We start from the raw sequence: 19440 nt of genomic DNA on the forward strand, positions 1-19440 counted from the left end.
GGTGGGCAGCGGGGCCGCGGCGGACGGGGACTGGGCGGGCACCCCGCGGGCCACGCCGCGTCCTGCCGTCTCGTGCGGGGACGGCTCGCGCTGCTGGGCGAGCAGGTGCAGGGGCAGCAGGACGACGACGCCGGTGCCGCCGCGGGAGGAGGGACGGTAGTTGACGCTGATGTCGTACTTCGAGGCGAGCCGGCCGACCACGGCCAGGCCGAGCCGGGTGCCCTGGAGCGAGGCGAGGTCGGTGACGCGGCCGGTGACGGCCTCCTCGGCGCGCCGCATCGCCGCGTCGGCCATCTTCAGGCCGCTGTCCTCGATGGTGACGACGATGCCGGCGCTGCGGTCCTCGACGTAGACGTGCACCTCGTCGATGGGCGGGGAGAAGTTCGCCGCGTTGTCCATGAGTTCGGCGAGCAGGTGCATCACGCCCTCGGCGGCGAACCCGGCGACCGCGCTGCGGGTGGAGCAGTGCAGGCGCACCCGCTGGTAGGCGGCGATGCGGCCGGCGGCGCCGCGCAGGATGCTCTCCATCACGATCGGCTTGTTCCAGGCGCGGCTGGAGCGGCCGCCCATGAGCAGTGCCAGCCGGTCGGTCATCAGGCCGAGCTGGGAGGTGCTGTGGTCCAGCTTCAGCAGGTCGCCGAACACCTCTTCGCCGTGTCGTTCCTGCATCTCGCGCAGGTCGGCGAGCATCTGGACGGCCTTGGCCTGGACGCGGCTGAGCGCCTTGGCGGAGGCGGCCTGGGCGGCGGCGGCGCGGCGCTCGCTGTAGGCGAGTTCGCGGATGAAGGTTTCCGCGGGGAGGCGCAGGGTGGAGTGCTGCGGCAGCTCGGTCGAGGCGAGCACGGTATCGGCGGAGCGGCCCTCGCGGAGCCGGCCGATCGCGGCCGGCATGGTCTCGCGTACGAAACGGTCGTGTTCGGCCGCGGCCTGGTCGAGTTCGTGCCGGATCGCGCGGTACTCGTCCTCGATGGCGATCACACGCCGCACGTCGTCCTCGACGGTGGCGGCGAAGGTGTGCGTCACGCGGGAGAGCTGCGGGTCGGACGGCGGGGGCACGGCGGCCAGCGCGTCGGCCGCGCTGATGCCCTCCCGCAGGCGTTCGGCCAGGTTGGGCAGGGTGGCTCCGGCCAGGTGGGAGATCTCCGCGGAGCGCCGGGCCGCCTCGGCGCGGAGGCGGCCGAGTTCTGCCTCCCGCTCGGCGGCGGTGGAGCGGGCGCGCCGGACGAGGCGGTGGTCGACGAGCACGGTGACGGCGACGCACGCCCATCCGGCCAGCACGACGGCGAGGGTCCAGGTGGTGGCGCCGGACGGCGCCAGGGCGAGCGCCGCACCACCGGCGGCGGCGGTCACCACGAGTACGGCCGCCCGTGCGGCGAACGAGGTGCGCGGCGCCCCCGCCGGCGGGTGCTGGCTGGGAGAAGCAGGCACTGGCATGCAGCGGTCCCTCGGTCGGTGAGAACAGGGGAAGGGGGGCGGCCGTACGACGACGGCCGCGGGCCGGGAGGGGGATCGGCCGACAGAAGGCGATCTTCCGACCACGTACGGCTCATGCTAATCACCCCGATGGGTGCGGAAGCCCCGCTTGCTGAACAGCGCGTCAGCGAAATCAGTTCGTCGTGAACCCATCGCTCGTACGTTCCGCTGTGGTAGCCGTGACGGGGCCGGACGAGCCGGGCCGGAGTGCGACAACGCGCCCGTGCACCAACCTGACGGTCCGTCACATCCGTTTCACAGGGCGCGTTTTGGCACCCGTTTCACTCACGCGAGGCGTCGATTTTCGGCCAACTGCGCCTATGTCAGAGGCCCTTCACACTCGACCACGGTGACGAGGAGGACATGAAGGTGAAGAAACCCGGCCTTTCGTGAAGCTTCGGTGACGACGGCTCGTGCCGGGTTGCGTGAGCGGCGCCACACGAGGCCGCAGGGCTCCTCCCGGGAGGCCGCGGCGAGGAAAAAGGCAAGCATCGCCGCCGTCCCCCAGGCTTGTATGGGTACGTCAACGATGAAGGAGGACGGCATGCAACCGCTGGAACTCCGCCGCGCGGTCGAGGCGGGGCGGGCGACCGCTTCCGACGCGGGTCTCCGGGTCGACGACGTGGTGGTGATCCACAACTCGGACCGCGTCGCGCTCCGCCTGGTCCCCTGCGATGTCCTGGCCCGGGTCGCGCCCGCGGGGCATCTGGCTGATTCCGAGTTCGAAGTGGCGGTCGCCCGCCGTCTCGCCGCCGTCGGCGCTCCGGTGGCCGAGCTCGATCCGCGGGTGGAACCGAGAGTCTTCCTCCGTGACGCCTTCGCCGTCTCGCTCTGGACCTACTACGAACCCGTGGCATCGGAGATCACGCCGTCCGCGTACGCGGACGCGTTTCTGCGTCACCATGCCGCCCTGCGCCGGATCGACCTGGACGCACCGCGTTTCACCGACCGGGTCGCCGCGGCACTCGCCGAGGTGAACGACCCGGAGAGGTCCCCCGAACTGCCCGCGTCCGAACGGGAGTTCCTCCGGAGCACCCTCGGTGGACTGAGCGCCGCGATCGGCGCCGGGCATGCCGGGGACCAGCTGCTGCACGGCGAGCCCCACCCGGGCAACCTCCTCAACACGCGGAGAGGGCCGCTCTTCGTGGACCTCGCCACGTGCTGCCGCGGCCCGGTCGAGTTCGACCTCGCCCACGCGCCCGAGGAGGTGGCGCAGCACTATGCGGGGGCCGACCACAGCCTGATCGCCCAGTGCCGCGCCCTCAATTGGGCGATGTTCTCGGCCTGGCGCTGGCGCCGGACCGACCAGATGCCTGACCGGGCCCACTGGAGAGTCGCGGGGCTCAACCATGTGCGGGAGACACTCGACCGCTGCGGACCGGGCTGAACGCGCCCGTCCCTCACGCACAGCGACGGCCGACGCACCTTGGAGCCCCACGTGAACGACACCTGGACGACGATCGCCCGCCTCGCGACCCGGCTGGAGGAGCATTCCACGCTCCCCCGCGAACAGCGGGTCCTGCTCCAGCTGCTCAAGATCCAGGAGGAGGCCGGCGAGGTCGCCGAGGCCGTGATCGGAGCGATGGGGCAGAACCCTCGCAAGGGCTTCTCCCACACCTGGGAGGAGGTCGAGGCGGAGATCTGCGACGTGATCGTGACGGGCATGGTGGCCTTGATGCGCATGAACCCACAGGCCCCCGAGGTGTTCGCCGGCCACCTGAACCGCATCCGCCAGCGGGACGTCGACGCCGCCACGGAAGACGCGCCCCGGTAGTCGCGGTCGCGTCCGCCCCCTCCCTACGGTGGAAGCACCGCGTCACCCGACCCACTACGCTCCGGACATGGACGACGAACCGCTCTCCCGGTGGGCCGAGCGCCGCGACGCCAGGGTCGGACAGCTCCGCGCCGTCCCGCTCGTAACCGGTGACGGCCCGAGGGCGTCGCACTTGAACCCCGACGCGCCCCGCGCGATCCAGCGGTGGAACGGCCACCTGTGGGAGCCGCACGGCTTCGCGGAGAACCTCGCGGAAGCACGACGCGTCCTGTTTTCCGAGACCGAGGCTGCTGCCCTCACCCCTGAGACGACACCACGGCTCGGCCCCGGGACGGGCAGACATCGGAGGCCCTCGTCGTCCTCATAAGCCCGGTAGGTCAAACCGGCAGGCTCCAGGAGCGGCTGCCGGGTGTACCGAGCCATACGCGTTGGGTGCCGTCCGGGTCCACGGTCAGGCCGAGGTCCGAGTGTCGGGGTGAGCCCGCCTCCTTCCAGACGGTGAGGGTGTCCTCCACCTGATCCCAGAGGCGAAGAGGGCCGTGCTGGTGGACGGTCCAGCCGCCTCTGGCCGGTTCGGTCCACGCCTGTGACCCGGTGGCGACGTCCACGAGGATCACGCCCGTGCTGGTGGTCATGAGTTCGGCGGACGGTGCGGCGAGCTGAGCGAGGAACTGCCCGGTCCAGTCCTCCAGGAGTTCCGGGTTCACGCGCGTGGCGCGGGTGTGGCCGGGATGCTGGTGGAAGGTGGGTCGGGGTGGGCGTTCGTGGGGGCGGGCCAGCATGTAGCCGATCTCGTCGGGGCGGAAGCGGCCGGTGGCGGTGCCGTCGTCGTGGACGGTGAGGCGAACAAGCCCGGAGGCGAGCATCCATCCGCTGATGGTGGTGGTGATGGTTCCACCGGCGCGCACCTGGTGGAGCCATGCTGGGGGGATGTGGCGCACGGCGCAGGTGGCCACGACGTGGTCGTATTGGGCGTCGTCCTTGTGTCCGGCGAGGCCGTCGCCGGTGATCAGGGTGGGGTGATGCCCGGCGGCGTGGATGTGGTCGGCCGCCGCTGCGGCCAAACCCGGGTCGTATTCAATGGAAAACACGTTTTCGTCGCCGAGGCGGCTGCACAGGATGGCGGTGGAATAACCGGTGCCGGTGCCGATCTCCAGCGCCTTGTGACCCTCGCTGATCCCGGCGACGTCGAGCATGCGCACGATCAGGGAGGGCAGTGTGCTGGACGAGGTAGGACGGCCGGTGACCGGTCCGGTCGCGTCGGTGGCGGTGACGCCGTCGACCTGGGTGACCCAGGTGGTGTCCTGGTAGACAAGCCCCAGCCACTTTCCGGGATCGGTCCGGTCGCGCTGTACGGGGCTCCACTGGCGGCCGTCGAACTGGAACAGGGCGTCGCCCAGGAAGAGTTCGCGGGGCACCGTTTCGAGGGCTGTGCGCCACGCCGGGTCGTTCACGGGGACGGCGGCGGCGAGTTGGCAGCGCAGGTGTGCAGGGTCGGTCATGCGAGGGCTCCATGCTGAAGGCGGTCGGCGATGGCGCGCGTGATGGGAGCGGTGATGTGGTCGGGGAACCAGGCCCATTGACCGTTGGGGTTGCACTCATACCAGTGCCAGACGCCCTCACGGTCCAGGCCGAAATCGAAAGCGCCGAAGCTGAGTCCGAAGGCATCGAGGTAGGCGCGCACGCCTTCGGCGATGGCCGGGGGCACGGGCACGGGCGTGTAGGTGAGCCGGTCGTAATGGCGGCGCCAGTCCACGCCGGGTGAGCCGTCTATCCGGACAGCGGTGAGGCGGTCACCGACGGCGGTGAGGCGGATGTCGGCGGACTTGCTGACGCGCTGCTGCAACAGGTGTGCGGTGTGCCGTAGACGGTCGTCGATCTGGCGGGGGGTGACGTCCTCGATCCACACGGTCAGTGCGCGGCCGGTGTCGTCGGAGTACTCGGTTTCCCTGAGCGGCTTGTAGAGGACCGGCCCGTGTTCAGCAGCGAAGGTGCGGGCACGGTCGGGGTCGTTGGTGATGAGAGTGGGTGGCACGGTGAAGCCGCATGCAGCAGCCGTGGCCAGTTGCGCCGGCTTGTACTCGGCGTCCCGGTTTCGCCATGGGTGGTTCAGATAGTGCGCGCCGGGCAGAGCGGCGAGGATGCCGCCGAGCCCGTAACGGGCTTCCTGGACGGCCCATCGGCCGGTCTGCTCGTCCATGGCCAGGTCGGCGGTGTAGGGGGTGGGCCGCCGCCAGTACACCGAGCGCACGTCCCCCAGGTCGACACGACGGGACGCGGTGGCGAGAGTGCCGCCGGTCCCGGTAGCCGCGAACGTGCCGGAGAGGGTCACTTCGCGGGGGAAGTCGCCGGGGTCCAAGCGGACCACCGGCACGCGACGCCGGTTCAGTTCGGTGATCACTTCATCTGCGGTCGCATCGTCCAGGCGCGTGACGACGAGGACGGGCGGCCCGCCCACAGCCATCAGTCAGAGTCCCCGTTCTGGTCACTGCCCTGGTCCGGAGTGCCGTCCAGGCTGGTCTTCGTGCTCGTCTCCTGCGACGTCTCCGACCGCTTGTGCCTGGCCTCCGCCGTCAGCGGTGCACCGTCGGGGCCGATTTACGCGGTGATCTGCGTGTGCGGGTCGAGGACCGGCCGGGCGGCGGAGAGGACGGCCGCAGCCGGGTAGGGCCGCATTCGTCCGAGTCCCCAGGGCTTGACCTGGTCCAGTGACGTCAAGTTCTGCTGCATGAGTCTCCTCATTTCTACAGGCGATCCGATAGCCGCCGCCCGGGGCTTCGGGACGGCGAGGAGGGTTCGGCCGGGACAGGCGGTGCGAACGAGCACTCCCGACCAGGTGTCATGTCCGCCCGCCCAGAGGACCGGGCGTCCGTGCGCATCGGGGCAGGCTCCGTGCGGGGCTCGTTGAAGAGCATGAACGCCACCGGCCACAGCCCGACGGCGACGGCTTCCCGCAGCCCGGTGCCGGCGGTCGCCCGTCGGCTGCCGGCCTGCGATCGGCGGCCGGTCATTGGCCGCCTGCCTTGATCGCGATCTCGGCCCAGACGCGCTTGCCCCAGGGAAGGAGATCGGTTCCTCAGCGGTCGGAGAGGGCGTCGACCAGGAGGAGGCCACGGCCGCCGATGGCGTCCGGTCCAACGATGCGCAGTTCGGGCATGCGACGGGACGTGTCGACCACAGCGACACGGAGCCGGTCAGGACACGGCTGCTCGGCGATCACCCGGACGCTGCGCGAGTGACCATGGCGGACGGCGTTGGTGACGATTTCGGAGACCAGGAGCGCGCCGGTCTCTGCGGTGTCCTGGTCCATGCCCCACTCCACGCAGGCCTCGCGCACTATGTGACGGGCCAACGGAACGGTGGCGGACTCACCGACGAGGGTGACGCTCCGGCGCGGGTACTGCCCTGATCTCACTCGCTCGTTGGTCATGGTCGTGGTCACGCCTTGGTCTGGACGGATGGGGCAAGGCCTCGCGCGCAAACCTCGGAAAGAAGCGCGCGGGCGAGGCGGCGCCGGGATGCGTTCACATGCGCCTCCCGACGACTGGCAGTCAGTCAACGCGTGAGGGAGGCAAGAGGGAGACTCCACCAGGCGACTCCAACGCGGAGTCGGGTCGGCGCCGTTGGCTTTAGCATCGGTGTCGTTCGCTACTCGGGGGAGTTGCAGATGGACCGTCTGTCACCGGACCCGCGCGAGGTCATCGCCGGTCTGCTCGGAGATGAACGCCTGCTCCATGCATGCGCCGTACGGGACATGGGCGCGGTGTTCCGGATGCTCAATGCGCGCGGTGTCAGCACGCGGCGCATTGCCGCCGCCGTCGACATCACGCAGGGGCGGCTGTACGACTACATGAACGGCAAGAGTCGGGTGCAGAAGCTGGCTCTGTTCGAGCAGATCGCCGACGCCTTCCACATTCCCGGCCACCTGCTGGGGCTGGCTCGACGCTCGTGGGAGCCCGCGCCGGCGACCGCCGACCACGAGCGGACGGACCGGCCGCCACCGGACGGTGACGACCTGGTCGCGATGGATCATTTCCGCAGCGCCGACCGGCAGACCGGCGGCGGCAGGTTGTACGGGGCTGTCGTCCGGCACCTGTCGGACCGGATCGCGCCCCGGCTGGTCGACATCGGCAGCGGTCCGCAGGTGTTCGCCGCTGCAGCCGCGCTGACCGAAATGGCTGGTTGGATGGCTCACGACTCCGGTCATGACGACCGCGCGGCCCGGCACTTCGCGCGCGCCCTTCCTCTGGCCCGCACCTCTGGTGACTATCCGTTGACCGCCCACGTCGCTGCGAGCTGCAGCCACCTCGCCCTTGAGACCGGGGATGCGACCGGGGCCGTCGGCTGGGCGCGGACCGGGCTCAACCTTGCCGCGCAAGGGCCTCGGATTCCCGCGTTGGCCGCGCGGCTGCACACCATGCAGGCGCGTGCACTGGCGGTCGCGTCCCAGCGCATCCCGGCCGCCCAGGCGCTGGAGAACGCTCATCGTGACCTGGGGGCGTCGCGCACTGCTGATCACCCGTGGCTGAGCCCGTTCGACGCCGCCGCGCTGGCCAGCGAGTCAGCTCTGGTCCTGCGTGACCTGGAGCAGTACGACGAGGCGTTGTCGCACGCCGAGCAAGCTGTTGCGCTGCGCCAAGCGGGGCGGGCGCGGTCCTTGGCGCTCAGCCGAATCACCCTCGTGGACATCCATGTGCGCCGGGGTGATCTGGACTCCGCGGTGAGGGTCGGCCACGACTTGCTCAGTACCAGCCCGACTCTTGGTTCGGTCCGGGTGGTGCAGCAGCTCGACGGGCTACGACGGCTGCTGGGACCGCACCGGGGGTATCGGCCGGTCAGGGAGTATCTGGCGCGGTTCGATGATGCGCGCCGCGCCAGAATGCTCCTGCTGGCTGATCTGATCCCGCCGTCCCCGGGAGGCGCCACCTCATGAGGCCCACAGCACCCGATCCCGCAGACACCGACGCGTGGAACGCGTATCTCGCGGAGGGCAACGCCAAGCAGCCCCGCAAGCGTGTGGCCGCCGATGTGCTGCTGCGGGACCCTTCCGGCCGAGTGCTCCTGGTGAACCCCACCTACAAACCGGGATGGGATCTGCCCGGCGGGATGGCGGAGGCCAACGAGCCGCCGGAGGACACCGTACGCCGTGAAGTGATGGAGGAACTCGGCCTACGTGTCACGCTGCTCGGACTGTTGGTGGTGGACTGGGTGGCTCCGCACGGCCCTTGGGACGATCAGCTCGCGTTCATCTTCGACGGCGGCACCCTGGACGTGGACCAGACAGACCGGCTACGGCCGCAAGACGGCGAGCTGTCCGAAGCTGCCTTCCTCACAGCCGCCGAAGCCGCCGGCCGCCTCCAGGACCGCATCAGGCGCCGGTTCCAGCACGCTTTGAAGGCGCTGGACGCGGGACGACCGCTGTACCTCCGCGACGGCGCACCCCCTCTCTGACAAAGCATGCCGCCCGCCTCTGGTTCCGAGGCATGGCTGCTTTCGGGGCTACGCGAGTTCGAGGCGCTCCGTGAGCGCCTGATTGGCTCAGTGCCAAGAGCGGGCTGTGGTGAGCGGCAGAAAGATCACTCACCCTCGCCCCTCCCCCACGGCCTGACGTGCTGGCGTTCGAGCGGTGGCTAACGGATACGGTTTCGCCGGAAACGTACGATGCCATGCCGCCGAACGCGGCAACTGGGAGAGTCACTCAGATGCAGCCAGCCACGACATGCATTAGGGTCCCGACCATCCTCGTGCGAGGAGGCGCCACGAAACTCGGCCCCCTACGCACACTCTAACCAAGCAGATACCGATCGCTCACCGCACTTCGTCGTCGGATTCCTCGGCAAGGTGTCCGTGGTGCCGGTACACCATTTCGTCGGGATGACGTGTCACCCGTGCCAGCCGCCAGGCCGCGTCATACGACATGGGGCGCGGTTCTCGAGCACGTAGCCGCAGCGCCAAGAGGCTGGTTGCCGGGTCAAGCAACCAGCGCAAGGCGGGCAGCCTCATCGGACTCCGCTCGTCTCAGCGAGTGAGTCGGCCTCACCCCTGTCACCACCGTTTTCGAGTGAGTGGGCGCTGACCGAATCCTCCGATGCCGGCCAGGGGGCATCGGCCCATCCCATCTGCTCGGCGACCGCGCGTACGGTGGTTGTGAAGCGTGCGTGCTGACCTGGGTCATTGCCCAGCTTCTCCCAGACGTACAGGAGGGTTTGGGCGATGCGTTCGGCCTTGGACTGGATGTCGTCGGCCGCGCCGACCAGCGGGAGGACCTTGTCCTTGAAGACGTCCCAGTCCAGGGATTCGAGGTCGTCCAGGTGGCGGTCGAGCCACCAGATGCGCGTGGCGTCCGGGTTGTCGAAGACCGCCTGTCTAAATCGTTCTCGACGCTCGTGCTCTTGCGCTAGCTGGAGCGTCACCTCGCGTACGGCATCTTGATATCTCTGGGCCCGGCGTGCGTCTTGTTCGGTGAGCATCAAGGTGATGCGTGCCTTCAGCCAGAGGCCTGGAGTGTCCTGCGGGGTGTGCCAGTGAGCCGCAGCGAGCGTGAGGCGTTCCTGCGCGATGGCGAGTTGTTCGGGCATGTGGCGCTCGGTGATGCCGCGGCCGAGCTGGTCCAGGGCAAGTCGTGCAGTGGCTCGGGCGGTAGCTTTGCCGCCAGCCATGATGGGGGCGTGCGCCCGGTAGGTGAGTGTGCCACGTGCACAGAAGCGGATACCGGGCAGACGTGTGGGCCACTGGGCCCGTATTCGACTGCGCCGGCGGCTCCACCACGGGCCGGGTCCATCGGTTTTCAAGGGGTCGACGCCTCCTTGGACGCCTGGTAGCGATTGGCGGCCAGCACCAGGACCTCACGCCAGAGGGGGCGGATGGCCGATTGCTCCGTCACCATGAGCCGGTCTAGACCGGGGCGCAGGCTGGGTGGGGTGAAGATGTCAGCGAGGACGTCCACCACGGCTTCCCGGCGGTCGGGGTCCTCGTGGAATCGGTCATGCCATCGGGTCAACTGCGTGACGACCGCGTCCACGGCTGTGTCGGTGGACAGCAGTTTCTGCCATGCGTGGATGATGCGCCGCCGGGCCCCGGAATGGTGGGTGGCGTTGAGGATCAGGTCCGTACCCTCATCACTGGAGACGACGGCGAGAAAGGATCCGAGAGTCTGTCGGTGCAGGGTCTCGTCGTCAGGCCGACTTTCGGCGTCGCTGAGCCATTGGTCGACGGCTTTTCGCACGTCGTCCGGTCGTTGCAGGGCGAGTCGCCGGAAGGCGTTGACGATGACTTCGGAGCCGTACGGCTTGTGGCCTGCCGCCTTGCCCAGGCGTGTCAGTGCGAGGGTCGGCTGTTGCATTCCCCATGCGCCTGAGCAGATTTCGATAACGAGGTCAACCTTGTCGTTGGAAGGATTCTTGGCATCCATCCATTGGCGCAACCGATCCCTCACATAGCGGCCGAACTCGGCATCCCCCGCTGCTTTGGTGAGGGCTTCCACGGCCAGCATTCGCCGAGGCCCCTTGAGGCCGCTCGCCAGTCCGTCCAGAATGGCCCGATCGTGACGGTGCACCGAGAGCCTCCACAGTGCAGTGGTGACGAGGCGAGCGTCCTCTTCTGGGACGGTCCGGTCAGCGGCGATGCCGATGGCCCACTCGCGGAGGAGCTGGTGCTGGGTGGGAAATTCGTCCCACAGGTGGCGCAGGATGGCGGCGGGCAGGCCTTCCTTCTGCTTGTCGTGGAAGGCCCGGTCCCCGTCGCGAGTGATCTCCGCGGCGTCCAGTCGGCTCGATGTGGTGGCGTCGGTCAGAACGTTGACGGGGCTGCGTTCGAGGCCGAGTCGGGTCAGGAGGTCGTCGGCTGCCTGAATGACGGACCTGCGCTGTCCTCCGTGCAGCAAGGCGCCGGCCCAGACCGTGACTCGGTTGGACAGGAGTTGCGCGTCGTCCCCCCTCGCCCGATTCCTGCTGAGGAGCTTCTCGACTTCCGTGTGCCAGTCGTTGAACTCGTGGACGATCGCCTTAATTTGCTCGGGGCCGTCAGCCTGGAGCAGGCGGTCTGCGAGGCGCCACGCGGCGCGGGCGGACGGATTGGCTTTCCAGATGTCAGCCAATTCTGTCCTGTCCAGCCAGGGCAACCGATCGCCGCTGTGGCACGCCCGGAATTCCGCTGTGACGAGGTCCCGCGCATCGGGAGACTCCAGCCGGATGGTGAACGGCAGCGTGGGTTCAGCCCAGTGGCCGTGCCAGTCGGCGGGTGTGGCCAGGATGACGAGGAAGGAATTGTTCTTACGCAGTTCCGCCCCATGGCCGACCAGGTCGGTGCCCAGCCGCTCGCCGGGGTGCTCCACGAGATCGGAGAGATCGAGGATGTATCCCGTCCCCGCCTCTTTCGGCAGCGGACGGACTGAGGGCTTGGACCATTCCGGGTCGAGGTCGAAGATGGCCGCCGGTCGGTTGGCCGCCGTACGGAGGAGGCGTATGGCAGCCGTGCGTCGGCCAGTGCCCTGGGCTGCGCAGAGGACGACGATTCCGTATTCCTCCAGCAGTTTGGAAGCGGCGAACCACTGGTCTGCGTTGCGCGGTGAGACGAACCTATCGTCCTGGCTCGCCCTGTAGTCGGCGTCGCTTTCAGTGACGGGGACGGGGATGGCTTGGTCACCGTTCAGGTGCAGGTTGTAAGCCTGGATGCCGTGCTCGCCGGAGTGAGTGAAGTTCACGGAACTCAAATTCGGTTGGCAGTTCGGCTCGCCGACGTCTGGCACCGGATGGGCGCCTGCTGGATCGGACGGCGCGATGACCTCCGCCAGCGGTGAAGTGGGTACGCTGCGCTCTCGCTTGCCCTGATCGTGATTGATCATCACTGCCCCTGCCCCGTGCCGAACAGGTTGTACGTTTGAATGCCGTGCTCGCCGTGGTGGCTGAAGTTCACCGTGCCCGGCGCCGGTGCAGTTGCCTGAGTGGCTGCGGGCGCGGGGGCCTTCGGCCGCTCAGTGGCCGCGTCCGTGGCATTGACGGGTTCGAAGATGTCCGGGTCCGCGAGCCTCCAGTCGAACCCGGGGATGTGAATCCAGGCCGGCTGCTGGAACTTCTTCACCTTCGCCATGTGCCGGGTGAACTGGCTCGGCATGACGTCGCCGTTGACACAGCCGCTTTCGAAGACGTCCTCATAAACGCGCTGCGAGATGATCACCACGGTGGTGGTGATCTCCGGGTTCGCTCGATTGAGCACGGCTCGCAGCGCGTCGTCGTCCAAAAGACGGTGGGTGTGCACCATCGGCACGCCGAGCCCGCTGTTCGGCAGCGGGCCGACGTGGATGCTGACCCGCAGTTGCAGAGGCGGCCCTCCCAGCAGCTCAGCACGCCGGCGGGCGAGAGCTCCTCGTAGGGCGTCAGGGAAACAACCAACCAGCGCGGGCAGGACCTCCGGGTCCATACCGGCGACGTAACTGTCGCCAGCGTGCTGGCCGAACATACGCCGCTCCCAGTGAGCGCTCACGTTGCTGGCGCTGAGCGCCTGGGTCAGCAACTGCGGGATGTCTGCGTTCACCCGCTGCATGCCCTTGCTGTCCAACGCACTGAAGTTCCGTGCGTCTACGGCCAATACGGCCCGGTAGGGCCACAACGGCTCCCATGACGGCAGCACGTGCCGCTCCTCTCGTCGCGTGTGATTCGCCGCGCATCACGGCGAAGGCCACCCTCGCGGAGAGGTATGGGCAAAATGGTCCAGCGTTGGACGGTACGGGCGTGTGGTGAGTCACATCGCCGGTGTGGCATCCTCACTGCTATTGAGGCCACAGAGCTCTTCGCCCCGGGCGACTGCCCTGAGACGGGCTATGTCTGTGATGAGCAGACGTCGACGACCGAGGGTGAGGATGCCGGCTGACTGGAGCTGGCTCAGGGCTGCGAGCGCGGACGAGCGGCGCACAGCCGCCATGGTGGCCAGCTCTGTGCGCGGCATGCCCAGTTCTACAAGCAGGCTTGTCTCTCCCTGTGGGTGGCCGACTTCGTCCGCGAGATGGCTCACCACTCGGGCGACACGTCCCGCTGAGGGCAGATGGACCAGGTCTGCCCGTAGGCGCTCGTGACTGTTCAGCCGTTCCACAGTCAGTTGGTAGATGACCGTCTCCAGACGATGCCGCTCCACATAGCCTCGAAAGGCGTGGGCGGGCAGCACGACTCCGGTGCAGCGGCGCGCCGCCATGACGGTGGCCGAGCGTGGGCGTTGCAGCAAGGCACCCATCTCCCCGAGAACCTCGCCAGGTCCACGCAACGTCAAAGTCAGTTCGCCACCGCCCTCGTTGCTCTGTACGACCTTCACCAGACCATCGACCAAAGCGATCACGCAGTCAGGTGACTCGCCTTGCGCGAGGAGTACAGCGTTGGAAGGGTAAGTCCGCCGACGCCCGCGGTCGACCAGGTCGCGCCAGACCTCGCTTGATACCAGGGAGCGGAAATTCGTCACCGTGCCCTCCCAGTGCATCATCCGATAACGGTCGCCAGGCCGAAAGAGGCACATCCCGCGACCGCGAGCATCAGCGACCACTGCACCCGGCGGTGCTTGTTCCAGGCGATCTCGCTCATCACCACGACCTGCCGGGACAACGACGGCAGCGGATCCTTGTCCCGAAGCGCCGCTTCCAGCACCTCCGGGTCCAGGTGTCGGACGTGCCCGAAGTACAAGAAGTCGTCATCGGCCTCAGGCCCTCGCCGCTCCTTGCGGAGGTTGGGTGAAATTGCCCAGGCCGCGCAGCCGACTCCGCCCACCATGAGCAGGACACCGATCCACAACAACAGCCTTGGCACGGTGGAGTCGAGATCACCAACCGCTCGCTTGGACGTTGCGAGCAACCCTAATACCGCCAAGGCTGTGGACTGCATCGTCAGGGCGAACGACGCCTTGGAATCAGCCTTGGCCGTCCAATCCGCAACAGCTGCCTGAATGCGCCATGCGGTCTCCGTCGGCTCAATCGCCATCAGCCATCCCCCTAGCTGTCAACCAGCCGTCCACTCGCTGGTGTCCCGGGCAGAAGCCTGGGCACAGCAACCGGGCGGAAAACCCTCTTATGGCACGTTGACCGAGAATAGGCGGCACCTATCGCCTCCGAGTGGAAGGGGGATCAGGTCCGGTCCGGACACGGTCGAGCTTCGGCCTTGCCTATGCAGCGAGGCGAGGAGCGTGTCGACTGCGCCGCAGTCACCCGAGCCTGGGTATGAATGACCTTCAGCTCCCCTCCTCAACCCGCTCCCTCTCCCGCAAGTACTCCTCCACGACGTCCGGGTGGCGCCGCATCGCAGCCTTCAGCTGACTTCTCCGGTACCGGGCCCGCCCTTCCTCGACGATCTGCTGCCAGCCGTTGTGCGCATCGACGAGTCGCTCGTTGATCAGGAACTCGATGACGTCCTCGATGCATGGCCGGAACCGCCTACCGCCGACCGGGATGTGCAATTTGTCGAGGGTCCGCTTCTGGTCGCCCTTGCCGTTCAACGCCTCGAGCGCCGGCGACGTGCCGTAGACCTGGACGTGTGCGCTGGTATATCGGTCTTTCTCCCGCTCATAGTCGAAGTGACAGAGACACGACTGCAACCCCTCGTCGGAAAAAATGGCGCAGTACGACGAATGCACTGTCAGATACGACCCCTCGTCGTCGAGGCGCAACTGAAAGGACAGACTCATCCAAGCGCGAGGGTTTTTGTTGTCCACACGCAGCGGGAATGCCAGAGGCTGGGTCGGATTGTTGCGGGACAGGCCGTGACCAAGGGTGAAGACAGGGCCAACTCCGGAACGAGGGCGGAGCACGGCCGCAATCCGCACGTGCCTACAAACCGTTCCGTTAAGTGTCTTCTGCAACTCCTGAGCAAACGCACGAGCCTGTCGCTCAAGCTCAGAGGTCAACCGTGCCGCCGATCGACACCCAGAGCGCGTGAGCCTGCGCGGACGTGAAGTAACCGCTGCGCGCCTGCTCCTCAAGTTGTGCGTACGTCAGGCCAAGCTCGTCCAACGCGCTCTGCGCAGCGGCCTGGTACTCCTCATCGGAAACCACGATCACAACGTCGTCATCATGATCTGTTTGCCACTGCTCGTTGATCGTCACACTCATCGCGTACCCCCCAGACTGCGTCCAGCTCTGCCAGTGTGCCTCACAGCACTGACAGCATCCTGTATTCGCGCCCTCGCGTACAGTTACATACCCCGATGGATGGAACTGCTGTCAGCCACCTCGACAACGGACGGCGCACCATGCTTCCCCTCCCCCTCACGGGTTACTGAGGTTGCACTCGCGGTGTCGTGGAGACTGACGGCTGGTCCCGCTGGTAGACGGCACCGGGCTCGTACGTGAGCCCGGTCCACAGCTCACCTGTGGTTGGCGTGGTCGCACACAACAACCCGAAGCCCTCAAGCTGAGCGGCAGACGAGTCGGGCTGTACGCCGGGTTCTGTTCCCCGGTGCCCTCGCGGGCGCCGGGGCGACGGCCATCCATCTAGGACCGGTGTTGCCACCGGCCTCGTGCGGTCCACCCGCGGACTCGGGCGGGCAGCCCTCGATCGTCCGCGCAGAAGCACCGGGGTGCTTCCTTTTGACCTTGCTCCGGGTGGGGTTTACCTAGCCGCCTGGGTCACCCCAGGCGCTGGTGGTCTCTTACACCACCGTTTCACCCTTACCGGGGGCCTTGCGGTCCCCGGCGGTCTGTTCTCTGTGGCACTGTCCCGCGGGTCACCCCGGGTGGCCGTTGGCCACCACCCTGCCCTGTGGAGCCCGGACGTTCCTCGGGAAGCCCCCTAGGGGGACTCCACGCGGCCGTCCGCCCGGCTCGTCTGCCGTGCCGACCATGGTACCCGCCGCCCGGCCGGCTTCCGTTCCCGCGCGTTGGCCAGCACCGATCCGGTGAGGATCAGGACGAAGGCGGCCAGCACCGTGGCGGTCAGGGCCTCGTCGAGGAAGAGCGCGCCTGCCGCCACCGCGATCGCCGGATTGACGTACGTGATCACCGACGCGCGGATCGGGCCCGCCTCCTTGATCAGCTCCAGGAAGGCGACGAACGCCACCGCCGTGCAGACCACGCCGAGTGCGGCCAGCGCGGCCAGGGTCTCCGGGGCGGGGAGCGCCGCGGGACGCGAGGCGATCGCCGCGGGGGCGTAGACCAGGGCGGCCAGGGCCAGGCAGGGCGTGATCAGGTGCAGCGTGGGGACGTCCTTGAGGTGGCGGTCGGCGATCAGCGGGGCCGTCGCGTAGCCGACGACCGTGACCAGGACCTCCGCGAGGGAGAGGGCGTCGCCGCCGGTGAGATGGGGGACGGTGAGGACGCCCACGCCGCCGAGTCCGAGGGCCAGGCCCGTGAGACGGCGTGGTCCAAGGGCCTCCGCCCGGCCGAAGGCACGGGACAGCAGCACGCCGACGATCGGGACGCCCGCGATCAGCAGGCCGGCCGTGGAGCTGGAGAGGTGGCGTTCGGCGTCGGTCAGGGTGTACCAGGGGCCCACGATCTCGATGACCGCGAACGCCAGCATCGGCTTCCAGTGCGCCCGCACGTTCCGGGCGAGGCCCGCCTGGCGCAGGGCGAACGGGAGCAGGAGGAGCGTGCCGACGGCGCAGCGCGCGAAGACCACGCCCGACGGGGACACCTCGTCCACCGCCACTTTGATCATCAGATAGGGGATGCCCCAGACCACTCCCATCAGGGAGAACAAAAACCAGCCGCGTGCAGTCATGTGACGGAGTGTGCGCCGGGTCGGCGTCCCGGGTCTTGAACGCTGTTGCGGTAGGCCGCCGGGGTCACCCCGAGCACGCGGCGGAACCACCGGGTGAGGTGCGCCTGGTCGGCGAAGCCGACGAGGGCGGCCGCCTCCGCGGGCCGCACCCCCGCTTCGAGGAGGGCGCGGGCCCGGGTCACCCGGTACTGGGCGAGCCACGCGTACGGCGGCACGCCCATCGTCGTACGGAACGCGCGCAGCAGCTGGTAGCGGGAGAGGCCGACGTCGGCGGCGAGGTCGGCCAGGGAGGGCGGGGCGAGGAGTTCGTCGGCGAGGCGGTCGCGGACGGCGAGGGCGACGGACCGGGCGCCGGGGACGGCGGCGTCGTCGGCGCGGGAGGTGGAGTGGCGGCGGGCGAGCGCGGCGAGCAGCCAGGGCAGGCGCGACTCGGCCTCCAGCGGGTCGGGGCAGGCGCTGAGGTCGGTGTGCGTACGGCGCAGGGCGGCGGCCAGCTCCGCGTCGTGCAGGACGGGTTCGGGGAAGTACGGGTGGCCGGTGCCCAGGGTGCCGTCGCCGAGGAGGGCGGGGGCGGCGTAGAGGGCGCGGTACGCGTAGCCCTCGGGGGCGGCGGGGCCGCCGGTGTGCATCTCGCCGGGCTCCAGGACGACGATCGAGCCGGGCCCGGACACGATGCGTCCGCCGCGGTAGGCGATCGTCTCGAGCCCGCCGACGGTGACCCCGACCGTGTACTCGTCGTGCGCGTGCGGGGCGTACTCGTGCCGGGCGAACCGGGCGGTGAGCAGATCCAGCGCGGGCCCGCACCGCCCCAGCCGCGCCCTGGTCCACCTGGCCTGTTCCCGCACGTTCCCCACGACGTCCCACCCCCGGCTCCAGGGGATCAGAGGAAGTCGGCGGTGTCCAGGTCGAAGCCGAAGGGTTCGGGGAGGGTGAGGGGCTTGCCCAGGGGTCGGGTGCGGTGCTCCCGGTACTCGTCGCCCTCCGGGTCGCCGAACAGCGTGATCGAGGAGGTCTCGCGGTCGACGAGGAGGTACAGGGGGATGCCGGCGCGCGCGTAGCACCGGCGCTTGGTCTCCCGGTCCGCCCGCGGCCTGGTGGAGGTCACCTCCATGACCATCGCCACACCGTCGCACGGCATCCACGGGTCGGCGCCACGATAGAGGCGCAGCTCCGCGGGCGCGAAAGTGCCGTCCGGGATGACGTGGTTCTTCGGGCAGGAGCCGCCGCTGTCAAGCCTCAGTCCCTTGTTCCCGGAGAATTGCATGCCGGTACGGGATCGTCTGATCACCTGCGTCACGATCAGCCCGATGTAGTCCTCGTGGTCCCCGTCCGGCGGCGGTGTCACGACGATCTCCCCCTCGATCAGCTCCGCCCGGAAGCCCTCCGGGGTGTCCAGGGCGAGGAACCCCTCCAGCAGGACGTCCGCCTGCGAGATCGGCTCGTGGGCCGTTGCCGTCACGTCGCGCCCCTCCTTCGGTCGCTCGTCAGACTGGACCATGGGGTGATCACCTGACCGGGGAATCGGGAACCGTTCCCTCGATCGTGGCACAGGAGCAGGGCCCCTGTCGGGCGCCACGGCTTTCGCTTGACCCTGTCGCGACGTCAACGTTTCTACTGGGGGCATGCGGATCGGAGAACTTGCCGCGGCCGTCGGGGTCACCACCCGGGCGGTGCGGCACTATCACCATCTCGGGCTGTTGCCGGAGCCGGAGCGGCTCGGGAACGGGTACCGGGACTACACCCTGCGGCACGCGGTCGTGCTGGCGCGGATCCGTCGGCTGACCGAGCTGGGGCTCGGGCTCGCCGAGGTGCGGGACGTGCTCGCGGACGACGCGGGCAAGGACCTCGCCGAGGTGCTGGCGGAGCTGGACAAGGACCTGGCGCGGCAGGAGGAGGCGATCCGGGAGCGGCGGGCGCGGCTGCGGACGCTGCGGGAGTCGGAGGGCGGGACGGCCGCCGAGGGGCCGGTCTCGCCGGAGCTGGCCGCGCTGTTCCGGGACACCGCGCATCTGACCGACTCCCCGATGGCCGCGAAGGACCGCGAGATCCTCGCGCTGCTCGACACCTCCGCGCCGACAGAAGAGCGGGAGCGGCTGATGGGGCTGATGAGCGGGGTGGTCGGGGCGCCGGGCGGTCTTGAGCGGGCGAGGGACGTGTACCGGCTGCTCGACGAGCTCGACGGGGCCGGTGCCGACGACCCGCGGGTGGACGAGGCCGCCCGCGCGCTCGCGGAGTGCGTGCCCGCCGGGCTGCTGCCCGAGGACGCCGTCCTCGACGAGAGCAACAGCTTCCTGGCCGCCCTGTACGCGGACTTCGCCCCCGCCCAGGCGGAGGCGCTCCGCCGGGCGCTGCGGATCGTCGCGGAGGGACTGGCGTGAGCGGGCCGCGGTGGTGCGCCGGGTGCCCGCGTGGGCGGGTGGTCGTGAAGGGAGAGTGTGGTGAATGTGGAGCGTGCGGGCGGGGTAGGTCCCGCGGAGGGCGGACCGGCCGACGGCGGGGCGG

General features: G+C 69.0%; 19 protein-coding genes, 1 other RNA gene and 2 pseudogenes. 6 read left to right on the forward strand and 16 right to left on the reverse strand.

Going from position 1 to position 19440, the window contains the following annotated elements; all coding sequences use genetic code 11:
- Positions 1-1434: ATP-binding protein (locus tag CCN29_RS14460; protein ID WP_086682328.1), on the reverse strand; the 1434-nt coding region annotated here is incomplete at its 3' end.
- 583 nt (positions 1435-2017) lie between these two features.
- Between CCN29_RS14460 and CCN29_RS14465 the strand changes: the two genes are divergently transcribed.
- From CCN29_RS14465 to CCN29_RS14475, 3 genes are all read left to right on the forward strand, one after another.
- Positions 2018-2860, forward strand: coding sequence for a phosphotransferase (locus CCN29_RS14465; RefSeq protein ID WP_031018594.1), 843 nt, complete (start codon positions 2018-2020; stop codon positions 2858-2860).
- A gap of 51 nt (positions 2861-2911) precedes the next feature.
- On the forward strand, positions 2912-3247 hold the full coding sequence (locus tag CCN29_RS14470; RefSeq protein ID WP_006130580.1) for a MazG-like family protein: 336 nt from the start codon (positions 2912-2914) through the stop codon (positions 3245-3247).
- Positions 3248-3314: 67 nt separating this feature from the next.
- Positions 3315-3614 (forward strand): DUF6087 family protein, encoded by a 300-nt coding sequence (locus CCN29_RS14475; protein WP_086682302.1) that lies wholly within the window; start codon positions 3315-3317, stop codon positions 3612-3614.
- A 10-nt stretch (positions 3615-3624) separates the two neighbouring features.
- Here the strand turns inward: CCN29_RS14475 and tgmC are convergent, their stop codons facing one another.
- From tgmC to CCN29_RS14495, 4 genes and pseudogenes are all read right to left on the reverse strand, one after another.
- Entirely contained in the window at positions 3625-4749 is a 1125-nt protein-coding gene (gene tgmC, locus CCN29_RS14480; protein WP_086682305.1) for an ATP-grasp peptide maturase system methyltransferase, read from the reverse strand.
- Positions 4746-5711 carry an ATP-grasp ribosomal peptide maturase gene (gene tgmB / locus CCN29_RS14485; RefSeq protein WP_086682308.1) on the reverse strand — a complete coding sequence of 322 codons (966 nt, stop codon included), beginning with the start codon at positions 5709-5711 and terminating at the stop codon, positions 4746-4748. The genes tgmC and tgmB overlap by 4 nt, the downstream gene beginning before the upstream one ends.
- A pseudogene (gene tgmA / locus CCN29_RS14490) lies at positions 5711-5989 on the reverse strand (putative ATP-grasp-modified RiPP). The gene tgmB and the pseudogene tgmA overlap by 1 nt, the downstream one beginning before the upstream one ends.
- A 334-nt stretch (positions 5990-6323) precedes the next feature.
- On the reverse strand, positions 6324-6677 hold the full coding sequence (locus tag CCN29_RS14495) for an ATP-binding protein (RefSeq protein ID WP_051791765.1): 354 nt from the start codon (positions 6675-6677) through the stop codon (positions 6324-6326).
- 237 nt (positions 6678-6914) lie between these two features.
- Between CCN29_RS14495 and CCN29_RS14500 the strand changes: the two genes are divergently transcribed.
- On the forward strand, positions 6915-8180 hold the full coding sequence (locus CCN29_RS14500) for an NsdA family TPR-like regulatory protein (protein WP_442538373.1): 1266 nt from the start codon (positions 6915-6917) through the stop codon (positions 8178-8180).
- Positions 8177-8698, forward strand: coding sequence for an NUDIX domain-containing protein (locus CCN29_RS14505; protein WP_031059817.1), 522 nt, complete (start codon positions 8177-8179; stop codon positions 8696-8698). Before CCN29_RS14500 ends, CCN29_RS14505 begins: the two co-directional genes overlap by 4 nt.
- 548 nt (positions 8699-9246) lie before the next feature.
- Here CCN29_RS14505 and CCN29_RS14515 read toward each other — a convergent pair.
- The 11 genes and pseudogenes from CCN29_RS14515 to CCN29_RS14565 form a co-directional block, all read right to left on the reverse strand.
- The gene (locus CCN29_RS14515) at positions 9247-9906 is read right to left on the reverse strand and encodes a hypothetical protein (protein ID WP_143661331.1); all 660 of its coding nucleotides are present in this window, start codon (positions 9904-9906) and stop codon (positions 9247-9249) included.
- Positions 9907-10034: 128 nt separating this feature from the next.
- Complete coding sequence (locus CCN29_RS14520; protein ID WP_143661332.1) at positions 10035-12089, reverse strand: hypothetical protein; 2055 nt, start codon at positions 12087-12089, stop codon at positions 10035-10037.
- On the reverse strand, positions 12089-12802 hold the full coding sequence (locus tag CCN29_RS14525; protein WP_143661333.1) for a hypothetical protein: 714 nt from the start codon (positions 12800-12802) through the stop codon (positions 12089-12091). Before CCN29_RS14525 ends, CCN29_RS14520 begins: the two co-directional genes overlap by 1 nt.
- 183 nt (positions 12803-12985) lie before the next feature.
- Positions 12986-13714: a Crp/Fnr family transcriptional regulator gene (locus CCN29_RS14530; RefSeq protein WP_031059827.1), complete on the reverse strand. Its 729-nt coding sequence runs from the start codon at positions 13712-13714 to the stop codon at positions 12986-12988.
- Positions 13711-14205 carry a Pycsar system effector family protein gene (locus CCN29_RS14535; protein WP_031059831.1) on the reverse strand — a complete coding sequence of 165 codons (495 nt, stop codon included), beginning with the start codon at positions 14203-14205 and terminating at the stop codon, positions 13711-13713. Before CCN29_RS14535 ends, CCN29_RS14530 begins: the two co-directional genes overlap by 4 nt.
- A gap of 247 nt (positions 14206-14452) precedes the next feature.
- Positions 14453-14905, reverse strand: a complete 453-nt coding sequence (locus CCN29_RS14540; RefSeq protein ID WP_086682316.1) for a hypothetical protein — start codon at positions 14903-14905, stop codon at positions 14453-14455.
- Positions 14906-15113: 208 nt separating this feature from the next.
- The gene (locus CCN29_RS14545) at positions 15114-15323 is read right to left on the reverse strand and encodes a hypothetical protein (RefSeq protein WP_006130583.1); all 210 of its coding nucleotides are present in this window, start codon (positions 15321-15323) and stop codon (positions 15114-15116) included.
- A gap of 315 nt (positions 15324-15638) precedes the next feature.
- An RNA gene (gene rnpB, locus CCN29_RS14550) (RNase P RNA component class A) lies at positions 15639-16043 on the reverse strand.
- A 112-nt stretch (positions 16044-16155) separates the two neighbouring features.
- Positions 16156-16938: pseudogene (locus tag CCN29_RS14555) on the reverse strand (DMT family transporter); the annotation flags it as partial.
- The gene (locus CCN29_RS14560; RefSeq protein WP_086682319.1) at positions 16935-17792 is read right to left on the reverse strand and encodes an AraC family transcriptional regulator; all 858 of its coding nucleotides are present in this window, start codon (positions 17790-17792) and stop codon (positions 16935-16937) included. The gene CCN29_RS14560 and the pseudogene CCN29_RS14555, both read right to left, overlap by 4 nt.
- Positions 17793-17818: 26 nt before the next feature.
- Positions 17819-18397 (reverse strand): Uma2 family endonuclease, encoded by a 579-nt coding sequence (locus CCN29_RS14565; protein ID WP_086682322.1) that lies wholly within the window; start codon positions 18395-18397, stop codon positions 17819-17821.
- Between the two features lie 163 nt (positions 18398-18560).
- Between CCN29_RS14565 and CCN29_RS14570 the strand changes: the two genes are divergently transcribed.
- Positions 18561-19316, forward strand: coding sequence for a MerR family transcriptional regulator (locus CCN29_RS14570; protein ID WP_086682325.1), 756 nt, complete (start codon positions 18561-18563; stop codon positions 19314-19316).
- Positions 19317-19440 lie beyond the last annotated feature (124 nt).

Source organism: Streptomyces pseudogriseolus (genome assembly GCA_002154585.1).
In the GTDB taxonomy this organism is placed as follows: domain Bacteria; phylum Actinomycetota; class Actinomycetes; order Streptomycetales; family Streptomycetaceae; genus Streptomyces; species Streptomyces pseudogriseolus.

Bases quoted from the DNA above. Each gene is read 5' to 3' on its own strand.
- CCN29_RS14465 (WP_031018594.1), top strand. From the start codon at position 2,018: ATGCAACCGCTGGAACTCCGCCGCGCGGTCGAGGCGGGGCGGGCGACC.
- CCN29_RS14475 (WP_086682302.1), top strand. From the start codon at position 3,315: ATGGACGACGAACCGCTCTCCCGGTGGGCCGAGCGCCGCGACGCCAGG.
- tgmC (WP_086682305.1), bottom strand. From the start codon at position 4,749: ATGACCGACCCTGCACACCTGCGCTGCCAACTCGCCGCCGCCGTCCCC.
- tgmB (WP_086682308.1), bottom strand. From the start codon at position 5,711: ATGGCTGTGGGCGGGCCGCCCGTCCTCGTCGTCACGCGCCTGGACGAT.
- CCN29_RS14495 (WP_051791765.1), bottom strand. From the start codon at position 6,677: ATGACCAACGAGCGAGTGAGATCAGGGCAGTACCCGCGCCGGAGCGTC.
- CCN29_RS14500 (WP_442538373.1), top strand. From the start codon at position 6,915: ATGGACCGTCTGTCACCGGACCCGCGCGAGGTCATCGCCGGTCTGCTC.
- CCN29_RS14505 (WP_031059817.1), top strand. From the start codon at position 8,177: ATGAGGCCCACAGCACCCGATCCCGCAGACACCGACGCGTGGAACGCG.
- CCN29_RS14515 (WP_143661331.1), bottom strand. From the start codon at position 9,906: ATGGCTGGCGGCAAAGCTACCGCCCGAGCCACTGCACGACTTGCCCTG.
- CCN29_RS14520 (WP_143661332.1), bottom strand. From the start codon at position 12,089: ATGATCAATCACGATCAGGGCAAGCGAGAGCGCAGCGTACCCACTTCA.
- CCN29_RS14530 (WP_031059827.1), bottom strand. From the start codon at position 13,714: ATGATGCACTGGGAGGGCACGGTGACGAATTTCCGCTCCCTGGTATCA.
- CCN29_RS14535 (WP_031059831.1), bottom strand. From the start codon at position 14,205: ATGGCGATTGAGCCGACGGAGACCGCATGGCGCATTCAGGCAGCTGTT.
- CCN29_RS14540 (WP_086682316.1), bottom strand. From the start codon at position 14,905: ATGAGTCTGTCCTTTCAGTTGCGCCTCGACGACGAGGGGTCGTATCTG.
- CCN29_RS14570 (WP_086682325.1), top strand. From the start codon at position 18,561: ATGCGGATCGGAGAACTTGCCGCGGCCGTCGGGGTCACCACCCGGGCG.